12 protein-coding genes are annotated in these 13,329 nt (G+C 59.6%); 8 read left to right on the forward strand and 4 right to left on the reverse strand.

Annotation, left to right across the window (positions count from 1 at the left end; all coding sequences use genetic code 11):
- Positions 1 to 97 precede the first annotated feature (97 nt).
- The 3 genes from GGQ66_RS15200 to GGQ66_RS15210 form a co-directional block, all read right to left on the reverse strand.
- Entirely contained in the window at positions 98 to 1,267 is a 1,170-nt protein-coding gene (locus GGQ66_RS15200) for a GGDEF domain-containing protein (RefSeq protein ID WP_183793576.1), read from the reverse strand.
- Entirely contained in the window at positions 1,264 to 2,493 is a 1,230-nt protein-coding gene (locus GGQ66_RS15205) for an FIST N-terminal domain-containing protein (protein ID WP_210287280.1), read from the reverse strand. Before GGQ66_RS15205 ends, GGQ66_RS15200 begins: the two co-directional genes overlap by 4 nt.
- Before the next feature lie 260 nt (positions 2,494 to 2,753).
- Positions 2,754 to 3,653, reverse strand: coding sequence for a LysR family transcriptional regulator (locus GGQ66_RS15210; protein ID WP_183793577.1), 900 nt, complete (start codon positions 3,651 to 3,653; stop codon positions 2,754 to 2,756).
- A 138-nt stretch (positions 3,654 to 3,791) separates the two neighbouring features.
- Between GGQ66_RS15210 and GGQ66_RS15215 the strand changes: the two genes are divergently transcribed.
- Positions 3,792 to 4,724: a VOC family protein gene (locus GGQ66_RS15215; protein ID WP_183793578.1), complete on the forward strand. Its 933-nt coding sequence runs from the start codon at positions 3,792 to 3,794 to the stop codon at positions 4,722 to 4,724.
- Positions 4,725 to 4,797: 73 nt separating this feature from the next.
- Here the strand turns inward: GGQ66_RS15215 and GGQ66_RS15220 are convergent, their stop codons facing one another.
- The gene (locus GGQ66_RS15220) at positions 4,798 to 5,268 is read right to left on the reverse strand and encodes a hypothetical protein (RefSeq protein ID WP_183793579.1); all 471 of its coding nucleotides are present in this window, start codon (positions 5,266 to 5,268) and stop codon (positions 4,798 to 4,800) included.
- Positions 5,269 to 5,520: 252 nt separating this feature from the next.
- Here GGQ66_RS15220 and GGQ66_RS15225 point away from each other — a divergent pair, with 252 nt between their 5' ends.
- The 7 genes from GGQ66_RS15225 to GGQ66_RS15255 all read left to right on the forward strand — a co-directional run bounded on the left by GGQ66_RS15225 (position 5,521) and on the right by GGQ66_RS15255 (position 13,237).
- A complete protein-coding gene (locus GGQ66_RS15225; protein ID WP_210287281.1) occupies positions 5,521 to 6,432 on the forward strand; it encodes a helix-turn-helix domain-containing protein in 912 nt (303 codons plus the stop codon).
- A 457-nt stretch (positions 6,433 to 6,889) separates the two neighbouring features.
- Positions 6,890 to 7,579, forward strand: a complete 690-nt coding sequence (locus GGQ66_RS15230) for a hydrolase (protein WP_183793580.1) — start codon at positions 6,890 to 6,892, stop codon at positions 7,577 to 7,579.
- A gap of 66 nt (positions 7,580 to 7,645) precedes the next feature.
- Entirely contained in the window at positions 7,646 to 7,927 is a 282-nt protein-coding gene (locus tag GGQ66_RS15235) for a XapX domain-containing protein (RefSeq protein WP_183793581.1), read from the forward strand.
- Positions 7,928 to 8,012: 85 nt separating this feature from the next.
- Positions 8,013 to 9,890: an amidohydrolase gene (locus tag GGQ66_RS15240; protein WP_183793582.1), complete on the forward strand. Its 1,878-nt coding sequence runs from the start codon at positions 8,013 to 8,015 to the stop codon at positions 9,888 to 9,890.
- A 163-nt stretch (positions 9,891 to 10,053) separates the two neighbouring features.
- The gene (locus tag GGQ66_RS15245; protein WP_183793583.1) at positions 10,054 to 10,494 is read left to right on the forward strand and encodes a DoxX family protein; all 441 of its coding nucleotides are present in this window, start codon (positions 10,054 to 10,056) and stop codon (positions 10,492 to 10,494) included.
- Complete coding sequence (locus GGQ66_RS15250; protein ID WP_183793584.1) at positions 10,491 to 12,089, forward strand: MFS transporter; 1,599 nt, start codon at positions 10,491 to 10,493, stop codon at positions 12,087 to 12,089. The genes GGQ66_RS15245 and GGQ66_RS15250 overlap by 4 nt, the downstream gene beginning before the upstream one ends.
- A 308-nt stretch (positions 12,090 to 12,397) precedes the next feature.
- Positions 12,398 to 13,237: an alpha/beta fold hydrolase gene (locus GGQ66_RS15255; RefSeq protein WP_370686362.1), complete on the forward strand. Its 840-nt coding sequence runs from the start codon at positions 12,398 to 12,400 to the stop codon at positions 13,235 to 13,237.
- Positions 13,238 to 13,329 lie beyond the last annotated feature (92 nt).

A 13,329-nucleotide genomic window follows, 5' to 3' on the forward strand; every position in this document is an offset into this window, starting at 1 on the left:
AGAACGATGCCGCCCTGATAAGCGGTCGAGAGCGCCAGTGCCTGCGTGTACTTGACGTTCACATAAAGCGTCGAGAGGGCAATGATCCGCTTGGCCATCACCTGGAGGAAGTCATATCGTTCTCGCCACCGGCGGCCTGAACACGGTTGCGCCCCAGATCTTTCGCCAGATAGAGCGCGCTGTCTGCCGCGGCGACAAGTTCGGCACCCGAGACCGAGGGAGCGGTCAATGTCGCGACACCGAATGAGGCCGTGATTCCCCGAGTCTTGCCGCCCATTTGCATGCGGGCTGAGAAAATGGCCATGCGGCAGGCTTCGGCACAGGCAACAGCGCGCTGAAGATCGGCTTCAGGCAACAGGATCACGAACTCCTCACCGCCAAAGCGGCACACCTCACCGCCAAAATCAGGCGTGGACAGCAATCGCGCAACGTCACGTAGCACCTGATCGCCGGTCGGATGCCCGAACGTATCGTTGATCGCCTTGAAATGATCGATATCGGCAATGACGAGCGAGAACGCCGTGCGATGTGAAGCGGCGCGCGCGAGGTGATATTGCAACCGCTCCTCAAAATAGCGCCGGTTATGCAGCCCGGTGAGCGCGTCCCGCACGGTCATTTCTTTCAGTTGCTCTTGAAGAAGCGCCAGTTCCCGCTCTGCGGTGACCCGCGCAGTCACATCCAGAAACATGCTGATGAGAGCCCGCTGGCCATCGATCTCCATGGTGCTGCCGTGGATCTCGACGTAGACGACGCTTCCATCCGACCGAAGGCCCCGGACCGTGTAGTCGACACTCGCAACCTCTCCCGTCTGGCGGCGGCGAATGTTATGGATAACCGTCTCCTGATCATCCGGATGGAACAGCTTGACGGGATTGTGCCCGATGAGGTCTGCCTGCGTTACGCCGAAGATACCGGCAAAGGTGTCGTTTGCGTAAGTAACGACACCGCTCTCGAAAATCGTGATGCCGACGAGCGACTGACTGACCATGCCACGGAAACGCGCTTCCGAGTCCCGGAGCGCCGACGTCATCTTCTCGTTTTCGCGCAGGGCCGCTTCAAGTTCGGCGGTCCTCAGCCTCACCTGCTCTTCAAGCATGACAGTTGTCTGGAAAATATTGAAATCCGACCCCTGAATGCTCGCGCCCCGTTCGGCCCGGTCCATCAGCACGCGCAGGATCTTGTTCAGACGGGCAAGCTCCGCCACAAGGCCCTCGTTCGAAGGTTCAGCCATTTCATTGCCTGCAGCGCCAGCCGAAACGCCGCTCATGCCCGCACCTCGCCAAAAGCAATGCCGACAAGCGTCTGGTTGACGTGGACGCCGTGATATTGTTCGCCATAGGTGTTGAAACCGACGGCACCGTTTTCAACCAGTAGCCGCGCTACCGCGTCGCGATCATTCGATTGCGCGAGTTCCAGCCGACGCAGGATGCAGTCGAACACGAGCGCGCCCTGGATGCCTCCAAGCCCGCCTTTTAATGCATCCATTGTCGTGTAAAGGTTCTCAAGCAGGCCGTTTCCCCGCGCCACGCGGAACACAAGCCCCTCTTCGATGGCGCAGAAAAACGTCAGACTGCCGTCGGTATTGGCTTGCCGGATGGAGCGAACGTAGTTCGTACCATCTATCATCACCACCACCGGTGAAGAGGCGAAATGCGCGGGGTCGAGATTTGCACCGTTGGTATTCAGCACACGGGCATATTCCTGCGCAGCCGGAAAGCCATTGATTTCACGAACGATCCGACGGCTGCCGTCGGCCTCGGTCACGACCATGCGCTCGTCCATCGCTTCGAAATGCTGGGTCTTGAAAACCCTGAATGGCAGGTCCGTCGTGCCGAGAATGCAAAGTGCGTGGTTGGTGTGAAAGCCTCCATCATGAAAGATGAACGTCTCACCAAACGCCATCCCATCAGCGGCGGAACCACCTACCAGCGGCACCTCGCCCAATCCCGTTTGCAGCGCGCGGGTCACCTGCTCTTCACGAACCGACATGCCGTCGATCAGGAGCATTGCGAAAGAGTTTTCCGTCGTGGCGGAGGGAATCGAGTTTACGTGCGCCGTCCAGGCGGCTTTCGCCGCACCTTGCCCTTCGGACATGCGGAATGCTGCCAGATCGGTTATGCTCATCTTGGAAAAGCGAAAATGCGCGGCGGGAAAGGTCATGGCCGAAATGCCACCCTCTGTGAAACCATCCGGGCCTATTTCGCCGGCCGTAGTACATCCGACCAGTTCGACACCGGAAAATTTCGAGCCCATGGCCTCTGCCAGCAGGGAGCGGTCATAGGTTGGCGAACAAAAGAACATGAGCAGTGACACGCCCTCCAGATCAAGAGCGCGATGCAGTTCCTCGATCGCCCGAACCTCGTCCTTTTCGGTTGTGTGGGCACGCTGGATCGCTTCAATTGAACTCAAACGGCGTGCGGTTTCTTCGTCGTATTTCATCGCGTGCACGAGACCCTGGGTCTGCTTGCGTTTACAAACAATCTTCGTGTTCACGCCGCGTCATGCCGCGTTCGGACTTCTCAAGGCATCGCCACAGATCAATTATCGCTGCTTTCGCCCGCTTCCGGACAGGCAATATCTGTCAAGCAGAACGATCCACCTGAGCCAGCGCAACGAGCACGACGCTCCCTTTCCTCGATTATCACCGCCAAGGCGTTAATATCCGGTAAGGAATGGCTGCTAAATTTGCAGGATGTAAACTTATGGGAGAGTTCTGGCGATTGGTTCTCGCGCGTTTGCAGCACGCGGTCGGTTCAGTCGAGCATGACCATCCGTGAGGCTACCTGTTCCTCGAAATATTTCGAGAAGGCTGCGATGCGCGGCGGCAACGCCTGATAGGGTGGATAATAAAGCGTCAGCCAGAGTTCCGGCGGTGCCCAGCCGGGCAGCACATGAACCAGACGACCGCTGCGGATATGTCCGGCAATGTTGAACCCCGGCAGCATGGTAACGCCGAGACCATCAGCCGCCATGTCGGCCAGAACCTCACCGCTATTGGCGCTGAACGCGCGACCGGCGCTGATGGAAAGGCTGGAACTGCCGTCGGAAAGCACCCAGTTCTCACGCCGGCTCTCGCTGCTATAGGCAAGACAATCGTCCGGGGACAGTTCGCTCGGGTGCTGCATCTCGGTAAACCGCGTACCGGGTGCCGCAACGAGAATGCGGGGCACGGCGCGGATCTTGCGCCAGATCGTGAACTTGTCGGAAGGAGCCGAGGAAATGCGGATAGCGAGATCATAATCGTCATCGACAATGTCGATGAGGCCATCCGTCAGGGAAATCTCGAAGCACATCTTCGGATAGAGTTCGCGAAAACCAGAAAGGATCGGCGGCAGGATCGTCTTGCCGAGCCATGTCGGCGAACTGATCCGCAGGCGCCCCTCATCGGCCTTGTGCGCGTTGCGCACGTCGCGCCGTGCATTCTCGAGCGTCTCGATGGCCGGCTGCACCTGCGCTGCGAAGATCGCGCCATCGGTCGTCAGCGAGACCTGCCGGGTGGTGCGGACGAACAATTGTACCCCGAGATCTTCCTCCAGCGCGGCGATGGCACGCGTCACTGCGGCTGCGGTCATGCCCAGTTCGCGGGCGACCTGTGCGAAGTTGCGTTTCTCCGCCGCTAGCAGAAAGGTCTTCAGCGCCTTGTAGTCGTTCATCAGTTCCAGCCGCCCGTCTTATTATTTCAAAAAAAGCAATTCATTCAAAATTAATATTGCAATTCTTTTCGCCAATCAACCCGGCTAAATCTCTCCTCACCGAAACACAGACAACGCCGACGAAGAAAGGCAACGACGATGATCAAGGATATCAAGGGCCTGCACCACATTACATCGATGGCTTCCGACGCACGCGAAAACAACCGCTTTTTCATCGATGTTCTCGGCCTGCGCCGCGTGAAGCAGACCGTGAACTTCGACGATCCGAATGTCTACCACCTCTATTACGGTGACCAGAACGGCACGCCCGGCACGGTCATGACCTACTTCCCCTTCTCGCACATGATGAACGGGCGCCCCGGCGTCGGGGAAGTTGGCGAGGTCCAGTTCGCCGTTCCGCAAGGGGCGCTGACTTACTGGCAGGATCGCCTGACGGCAAAGGGTGCCGGCATCATCGGCACCGACACCACCTTCGGCGCGGCGCGTCTGCGCTTCTCCGGCCCGGACGGTGACAGCCTTGCCCTTGTGGAGACGGCTGACGACGCCCGTTCACCCTGGACGGCGTCCGGCATTGGCGAGGATGTGGCAATCCGTGGATTTACCGGCGCGCGCTTCAACCTCCACGACACGGCGGCCACGAGCGAACTTCTCGGCTTCATGGGCTACCAGAAGGCCGATACGGAAGGAGACACGACACGCTTCATCATGCCCGGTGGCAACGGAGCCGATACGATTGACCTTGTATCCCTGCCGAAGACACCGTTTGCCCGACAGGGTGCCGGATCGGTGCACCACATCGCCTTCGCCGTCGAAAGTCGCCAGAAGCAACTCGAAGTGCGCAAGGCGCTCATGGATACCGGCTATCAGGTCACTCCGGTCATCGACCGGGACTACTTCCTGGCGATCTACTTCCGCACCCCCGGTGGCGTGCTGTTCGAAGTCGCCACCAATGAGCCCGGTTTCGATCGGGACGAGGACACCGCGCATCTGGGTGAAGCGCTGAAGCTGCCGCAGCAATACGAGCCTTTCCGCTCTCAAATCGAGGCTAATCTGGAACCGCTGGCGGCCTGAAGAAACAGGCCGGCTCTCACGCCGATCAGCAAAGCGAGAATTGAAACGCCGCGGTCATGCGACCTGCGGTGTTTCAATGTTGATAACGGGGCCGTCCGTAACGCTGGGCAATATGGGCGTTGAACGCCAATGCAACGTGGACAAGTAACCTGTCCCGCACATCGTCCGCCATGTCGAAAAGCGGCATGAGGGCAGCACCAATGTCACGAACCGTCCGGTCCTCGATCCCGCGACAGACCGTGAGGTCTTCGACACGCGGCTCGCCCGCCTCGTCCGCAAGCTCAGCCAAATGCTCATAGGGAATGTGGAAGACGAGAACTTCGAAGCCGCCCTGTATTGCGATGCCGGCGCCCTGCTGCAAATCGATCAGGCAGATGGATCCCTTCGGATAGAGCTTTAGCGCGCCGGGCGGGCGGTCAGGCCAGATGTCGCGATGCTCGGCATCGCACAGATAGAGCACAACAAGGAAAGCGTTATCGGGCGGCAGGATAACCGGCGGATCGTCATTATCGTAACTGCACCAGAGATGTGTGATGGACAGCACGGCGCGGCGAAGCGGTATCGTTATCAGGGACCGGGCATTGCCTGTCCGAAAACAATCAGCAATTTTTTCGCCTGCGGCGAATGCATTACTCACATGGGTCTCGCTTCAGCGGTTTCGATTTTAACGGCAAGCGTCATCATAGGCGATAACGCAGCGCATTATAGAAAGGAATGGACTCAATTTCGCCGCCATGGCATCAAATTGGCAGTATGCCGGATTGCCCTTGAAGATTGAAAGAGAAAGTGGCTCGCCTTGCTCCGTAAATCCATCAGCGGGACCAAAACTCCTCTCGCGCAGAAAACCGACAGTTTCGGATGCCCGTTCGACAAGCTCTACAAGGATCAGTTCCTTGCAGGGGCCGACATCTCGTTTTTCCGCAAGGGAACGCGCGACGACAGGATCGAGCAGGTCACGACGCCGGCCAGCGATCGCGGCTTTGCCATCGGCATATCGACCCTTGCCGGTCATTCGCGTCGGATCTTCCATGAACATCATGTAACGAACCATGTGTTCGGTGAGGATTCCCTTTACATTCGCAATCTTGCCGAACCCTACAAGGCCGACCTCAACGGCGCCTTCGACATGCTCCTGCTTGAGATTTCGCCGGCATCGCTTGCCAGAATTGCCGAGGAGACAGATTTTTCCGGCGTAACGATGCTTCAGGCGGAAACAGCCTCGGTCGACCCCGTGCTCTCAAACCTCGTGCGCGCACTGATTCCGGCGCTGGAGCGTCCGGCAGAGGCAAGCAGGCTGTTCGTCGATCAGCTGGCGACGGCAATAGGCACCCATCTTGTTCAGCGCTATGGCGGCAAGACGCAAGCGCCTCCGGTACAATCGAGAAAACTGTCGCGTTCCCACGAGGTTCTCGCCAAGAATCTCTTGCTCGAAAACCTCGACGGGCAGGTTTCCATTCTGGATATTTCGCAGGCTTGCAATCTTTCCCGTGGTTATTTCATCCGGGCCTTTCGCGAGACCACGGGCGTAACGCCTTACCAGTGGCTTGTAAAAGAGCGCGTTGCACGGGCACGCGAACTGCTGAAGCGGTCGGATATTCCACTTTCGGAAGTCGCGATTGCCTGCGGCTTCTCCGATCAGAGCCACTTTACCCGTGTCTTCACCAGCATTGTGGGAACCACACCAGGGAATTGGCGCCGAAACGCCTGACTGAATTTCATGGTTGAATCCGCCGCCGCCCTTTGGGGGCGGAAACCGTCAACGCACGTTCATTTTGTCGTTTGACAGGTTCGACGTACCTTACGTTCAAATTACCGGACTTTCCGACAAGACCCGTTCTGGCATTTGAGCGATTTTCCGCGCAACCGAACAATCAACGCCGAAGCCAAGGCCACGACGCTCCGGATGCTGGAAAGACCGCTTCATTATTTCAAAAACAGCAATTCATTCAAAACAAATATTACAATTTTCGAAATTACGGAACCACATTAGGTTTCTTTTCAGCAGCCAAGACGAACGAGAGCAGACGGAGCGACAAAGCCAGAAAGGCTCCGGACACTCAAGGACCTCCTGAAACGAGCGCCGAGACCCCGGCGCCCGACGGGTAGGTGCTGCCCGGTCAAACCCAGCCGCAACGGCGGTTCAACAAACGAAAGAGGAGCCTGAAATGTCCAAGCTTGAAGTCCTGACCCCCGCAAACAGCCAGCTTATCTTTATCGACCAGCAGCCGCAGATGGCGATGGGCGTTCAGTCCATCGACCGCCAGACCCTGAAGAACAATGTCGTCGGTCTGGCCAAGGCCGCCAAGATCTTCAACATTCCGACCACGATCACGACGGTCGAAACCCTTTCCTTCTCCGGCCACACCTTCCCGGAACTCCTCGCAGTCTTCCCGGAAAACGACATCCTGGAGCGTACCTCGATGAATTCCTGGGACGACCAGAACGTTCGCGATGCGCTGGACCGGAATTTTGCCGAAGGTCGCAAGAAAATCGTCGTTTCCGGCCTGTGGACCGAAGTCTGCAACACCACCTTCGCACTCTCTGCCCTGCATGACCGTTCGGATTTCGAGATCTACATGGTGGCCGACGCTTCCGGTGGCACCTCCGCCGACGCCCACAAATACGCCATGGACCGCATGGTGCAGGCCGGCATCATTCCGGTGACCTGGCAGCAGGTTCTGCTGGAGTGGCAGCGCGACTGGGCCCACCGCGACACCTACGATGCCGTCACCTCGCTCGCCAAGGAACATTCCGGCGCCTACGGCATGGGCATCGACTACGCCTACACGATGGTTCACGGCGCCCCCGAGCGCGTCACCCATGGCAAGCGTATCGGCCCGAACCCGGCCAAGTAAGCACCATGACGACAACTCCGGCGTCTGGCCGGAGTTGTCCCCCTCAAACAGAGAAAGGGATTGCCCGTGAAAGTCTATCTCCTGTCCCTTGGCGCCGGCGTGCTTGTCGGTGTCGTCTACGGTCTGCTCAACGTCCGCTCGCCTGCGCCGCCGGTCGTTGCCCTCGTCGGGCTTCTCGGCATTCTTCTCGGCGAGCAGGTCATTCCGCTTGCCAGGACGCTCTGGAGCCGGGAGGCCGCGGCAGTTTCGTGGTTCAATCACGTCAAGCCGCACGTGTTCGGCGAGATGCCGAAGGGCGGCTCGAATGTCGCCGCCTCCGGCCGCGACCGCACCGGCGATCACGGTTGATTCCCGCGGGCCGCCCTCACCCGGCGGCCCCGGATTTCCTTTTAAAGCCTGCGCCCTAAATACCGTCAAAACCGGAGCCGATGCCATGAAACCCGATCTCATCCTTCACAATGGTCGCTTCACCACGCTGGATCGAGGCAACCCGAATGCGACCGCCGTCGCCATCAAGGACGGGCTGTTTGAAGAGGTCGGCACCGATGCCGAGATCATGGCGTTGGCCGGTTCCGGCACGAAGATTGTCGACCTGAAAGGCCGGCGAGTTCTTCCCGGTCTGATCGACAATCATACCCACGTCATTCGCGGCGGGTTGAACTTCAACATGGAACTGCGCTGGGACGGTGTGCGCTCGCTGGCCGATGCGATGGACATGTTGAAGCGTCAGGTGGCCATCACGCCGCCGCCGCAATGGGTGCGCGTCGTTGGCGGCTTTACCGAGCATCAGTTTGTCGAAAAGCGGCTTCCGACAATCGAGGAAATCAATGCCGTCGCACCGGATACGCCCGTCTTCCTGCTTCACCTTTATGACCGGGCGCTTCTGAACGGCGCGGCGCTGCGCGCTGTCGGCTACACGAGGGACACGCCGAACCCGCCCGGCGGCGAGATAACCCGCGATGCCAACGGCAACCCCACAGGCATACTGCTGGCCAAGCCGAATGCCGGCATCCTCTATTCGACGCTCGCCAAGGGACCGAAATTGCCCTTCGACTATCAGGTCAACTCGACCCGCCATTTCATGCGTGAACTTAACCGGCTGGGCGTCACATCGGTCATCGACGCGGGCGGCGGCTTCCAGAACTATCCCGACGATTACGAAGTCATCCAGAAGCTCTCGGACGAAGGGCAGATGACGGTGCGTCTGGCCTATAACCTCTTCACCCAGAAGCCAAAGCAGGAAAAGGAAGACTTTCTCAACTGGACTGCATCGGTGAAATACAAGCAGGGCAACGACTACTTCCGTCACAATGGCGCCGGCGAGATGCTAGTCTTCTCCGCTGCCGATTTTGAGGACTTCCGCCAGCCGCGCCCGGAAATGGCGCCGGAAATGGAAGGCGAACTGGAAGAGGTCGTGCGGGTTCTCGCCGAAAACCGCTGGCCCTGGCGTCTGCACGCGACCTACGACGAAACGATTTCCCGCGCGCTCGACGTTTTCGAAAAGGTCGACAAGGATATTCCGCTCGACGGGCTGAACTGGTTCTTCGACCACGCCGAAACCATCTCCGAACGCTCGATCGATCGTATTGCCGCACTGGGCGGCGGCATCGCCACACAGCACCGCATGGCCTATCAGGGCGAATATTTCGTGGAACGCTACGGCCAGGGCGTCGCGGAAGCGACCCCGCCGCTCCGCCGTATGCTCGACAAGGGCGTCCATGTTTCCGCCGGCACCGACGCGACGCGCGTCGCCTCCTATAACCCTTGGGTGTCGCTATCATGGATGGTGACCGGCAAGACGGTAGGCGGCATGCAGCTTTATCCCCGCGCCAATTGCCTCGATCGCGAGACGGCATTGCGCATGTGGACGGAAAAAGTCACCTGGTTCTCGAACGAGGAAGGCAAGAAAGGCCGCATCGAAAAGGGCCAGTTCGCCGATCTCGTCGTTCCGGACAAGGATTACTTCGCCTGTGCCGAAGACGAGATTTCCTTCCTGACCTCGGAACTGACCATGGTCGGCGGCAAGATCGTCTACGGCGCGGGAGATTTCCGGACCCTCGATGAAAACGATATTCCACCGGCCATGCCGGACTGGTCTCCGGTCCGCCGGTTCGGCGGCTACGCAGGTTGGGGCGAACCCGATGGGGCAGGTCGTCATTCCCTGCGCCGAACCTCCCTCATGTCCTGCGGTTGCGCCAATGACTGCAATGTCCACGGCCACGATCATGCCGGCGCATGGACCTCGAAACTGCCGATTGCCGATCTGAAGGGCTTTTTCGGGGCACTGGGTTGCTCGTGCTGGGCTGTGTGACAAGAGAAGCGACCTGAACAGAGCGATTGCAGTATAATTTCAATTACCGCAATTAAATCGCAATAATTGATGCAATTGTTGCGAATACTCGTTCAGGCCATCATCGCTCCATCAGACGACAACAAGGCCGCCAGGTTGGTCGGCAACCCTTAAAGGAGCAGAGATGTCCGCATATCCTTCACAGGCAGGCTTCAAAGGTGCGTTGAGCGCCGTGATTGCCGCGCCGGCGAGCCACAGGCTGGCACTTATGGCGCTGTGCGCTGCCTATATTCAGGGGCCGCTTACGAAGCTTTTCGATTTTGCCGGCGCCCAGGCCGAAATGACGCATTTCGGCCTCACGCCCGCACCGCTCGTTGCTGGTGCTGTCATCCTGTTCGAATTGACGGCATCGGCACTCGTCGTTTCGGGCTTTCTGCGGTGGGCCGGCGCACTGGCACTGGCGGCTTTCACACTGCTGGCGACGTTCATCGCCCTTCGCTTCTGGGAAATGGCGCCGGGCATGGACCGCATGATGGCGACCAACGCCTTTTTTGAACACCTGGGTCTCGCTGGTGCGTTTGTTATTGTTGCCGCAGCAGACCTCACGCGGGGAGCAGGTCAATGAGTGCGTCGAAAACCTCAAAGAGCAGCTTCGCACCACTCGCCCAACCGGTCTTCGCAGTCCTCTGGGCCGCTACGGTTCTGGGCAACACCGGAAGTTTCATGCGCGACGTCGCCAGTTCCTGGCTGATGACGGATCTCTCGGCTTCACCCGCCGCCGTCGCCATGGTACAGGCCGCCGGCACGCTGCCGATCTTCCTTCTGGCCATTCCGGCAGGCGTTTTGACCGACATTCTCGACCGCCGCAAATTCCTGATCGCAATCCAGTTGCTTCTGGCGTCCGTCAGCATCACGCTGATGGTTCTGGCCCAGACGGGAATGCTCTCCATCAGCGCATTGATCGGCCTGACCTTCATGGGCGGCATCGGCGCGGCGCTGATGGGGCCGACCTGGCAGGCGATCGTGCCGGAACTCGTCAAGCGCGAGGATGTGAAAAGCGCGGTCGCGCTCAACTCGCTCGGCATCAATGTGGCCCGTTCCATCGGCCCGGCTGCCGGGGGGCTTCTGCTGGCCGCCTTCGGCGCCGGTGTGACCTATGGCGCTGATGTCGCAAGCTATATCATCGTCATCGCTGCCCTCCTCTGGTGGCCGCGCGTCAGCAACGCCAACGACACCCTCGCCGAAGGTTTCTTCGGGGCGTTCCGCGCCGGGCTGCGCTATACCCGCGCCAGCCGACCGCTGCATGTCGTGCTGTTGCGCGCCGCGATCTTCTTTGCCTTCGCCAGTGCCGTCTGGGCGCTGCTGCCGCTTGTGGCCCGGCAATTGCTGGGCGGTGACGCCGGCTTCTATGGCATTCTGCTCGGTGCCGTCGGCGTCGGTGCGGTGGGCGGCGCGCTCATCATGCCCCGGCTGCGGGCCCGTCTCGATGCCGACGGTCTGGTGCTGGTCGCGGTGATCGTCACAGCCGTTGTCATGGCCGTGCTCTCCTTCGCGCCGCCACGTTGGCTGGCTGTCGTCGTCCTGCTGTTTCTCGGTGCGGCCTGGATTACAGCCCTGACCACTTTGAACGGTGCGGCCCAGTCCGTTCTGCCAAACTGGGTACGCGGTCGTGGCCTTGCAGTCTATCTCACCGTCTTCAACGGTGCGATGACAGCGGGCAGCATAGGCTGGGGTGCGGTCGGCGAAGCAACGGGCGTTTCCGGGGCCTTGCTGCTCGGCGCGGGTGGTCTGCTTGTTGCCGGCCTTGTCATGCACCGCCTGAAGCTGCCTGCCGGCGATGCCGACATGGTGCCTTCCAACCATTGGCCAGAGCCGCTTGTGGCTGAGCCGGTTGCCCACGATCGCGGCCCCGTCCTCATCCTCATCGAATACCATGTCGAAAAGAAGCACCGCACGGCCTTTCTCCACGCAATTCACGCGCTTGCGCAGGAACGGCGTCGCGATGGCGCCTATGGCTGGGGCGTGACCGAAGATGCCGCCGATGCCGAGAAGATGGTCGAGTGGTTCATGGTGGAGTCCTGGGCCGAGCACCTGCGCCAGCACAAGCGGGTCTCCAATGCCGACGCCGACCTGCAGGGTAAGGTGCTTGCCTACCATGCCGGCCCGGAGAAACCGGTCGTCCGCCATTTTCTGAGCATCAACCGGCCCGGTGCCGTGTGAAGTCGGAACAATGACCTCATCCTGACCTGAAGATAATTGCAAAAACGGCAATTAAATCGAAACAAATGAAGAAATTGTTTGCAATTATCTTTCAGGTCATCATGCCCTCGTGACGCAAACACAAGAGCGCTCGACGTAAGAATAAACGAGACCGGGAGTCTGAAATGACATCGAACAACCTTTCCATCACGCGTCGCGGCGCACTCCTTTCCGGCGCCGCCGGCGTCGCCGCCTTCGCAATGCCTTCGTCGCTTTTCCCCGCTGCCAATGCTGCATCCACCCCGCAGACAACCTCAGGAGACAAGACCATGAGCAATTTTGTAACCACCAAGGACGGCGTTCAGATTTTCTACAAGGACTGGGGTCCGAAGACCGCACAGCCCATCGTGTTCCACCATGGCTGGCCTCTGTCGTCCGATGACTGGGACGCGCAGATGCTGTTCTTCCTCTCCAAGGGCTACCGCGTCGTCGCCCACGACCGTCGCGGCCACGGTCGCTCCGCCCAAGTTTCCGAGGGGCATGACATGGACCACTATGCCGCCGACGCATTTGCCGTCGCCGAGCATCTCGACCTCAAGAATGCCGTACATATCGGCCACTCCACCGGCGGGGGTGAAGTCGCCCGTTATGTGGCCAAGCATGGCCAGAAAGCCGGCCGCGTCGCCAAGGCCGTTCTCGTTTCCGCCGTACCGCCGCTGATGCTGAAGACCGCCGCCAATCCGGAAGGACTGCCCATGGAAGTGTTCGACGGCTTCCGTTCGGCGCTTGCCGCCAATCGGGCGCAGTTCTTCCGCGATGTCCCCGCCGGCCCGTTCTACGGCTTCAATCGCGAAGGTGCGACGGTCCATGAAGGAGTCATCCAGAACTGGTGGCGTCAGGGCATGATGGGCGGCGCCAAGGCCCATTATGACGGTATCAAGGCTTTCTCCGAGACCGACCAGACGGAGGACCTCAAGGCGATCACCGTTCCGACGCTCGTTCTGCACGGTGAAGACGACCAGATCGTTCCGATCGCGGATGCAGCGCTAAAGGCGATCAAGCTGCTGAAAAACGGCACATTGAAGACTTATCCCGGCTTCTCGCACGGCATGCTGACCGTCAATGCCGACGTTCTCAACGCCGATCTTCTCGCTTTCGTGAAGAGCTGATCCTTGAATTTCGGATGCGGCGGGGTCTGCCCCGCCGCATCTTCATCGCTACGGCACAGCGTTATTCAATAGGTTTGGCGCCAACAGCGTCA

It is taken from the genome of Allorhizobium borbori (assembly GCF_014196535.1).
GTDB classification, from domain to species: domain Bacteria; phylum Pseudomonadota; class Alphaproteobacteria; order Rhizobiales; family Rhizobiaceae; genus Ectorhizobium; species Ectorhizobium borbori.

Excerpts from the sequence above, each read along its gene's own strand:
- GGQ66_RS15200 (WP_183793576.1), bottom strand. The coding sequence starts at position 1,267 with ATGAGCGGCGTTTCGGCTGGCGCTGCAGGCAATGAAATGGCTGAACCT.
- GGQ66_RS15210 (WP_183793577.1), bottom strand. The coding sequence starts at position 3,653 with ATGAACGACTACAAGGCGCTGAAGACCTTTCTGCTAGCGGCGGAGAAA.
- GGQ66_RS15215 (WP_183793578.1), top strand. The coding sequence starts at position 3,792 with ATGATCAAGGATATCAAGGGCCTGCACCACATTACATCGATGGCTTCC.
- GGQ66_RS15230 (WP_183793580.1), top strand. The coding sequence starts at position 6,890 with ATGTCCAAGCTTGAAGTCCTGACCCCCGCAAACAGCCAGCTTATCTTT.
- GGQ66_RS15240 (WP_183793582.1), top strand. The coding sequence starts at position 8,013 with ATGAAACCCGATCTCATCCTTCACAATGGTCGCTTCACCACGCTGGAT.
- GGQ66_RS15245 (WP_183793583.1), top strand. The coding sequence starts at position 10,054 with ATGTCCGCATATCCTTCACAGGCAGGCTTCAAAGGTGCGTTGAGCGCC.
- GGQ66_RS15250 (WP_183793584.1), top strand. The coding sequence starts at position 10,491 with ATGAGTGCGTCGAAAACCTCAAAGAGCAGCTTCGCACCACTCGCCCAA.
- GGQ66_RS15255 (WP_370686362.1), top strand. The coding sequence starts at position 12,398 with ATGAGCAATTTTGTAACCACCAAGGACGGCGTTCAGATTTTCTACAAG.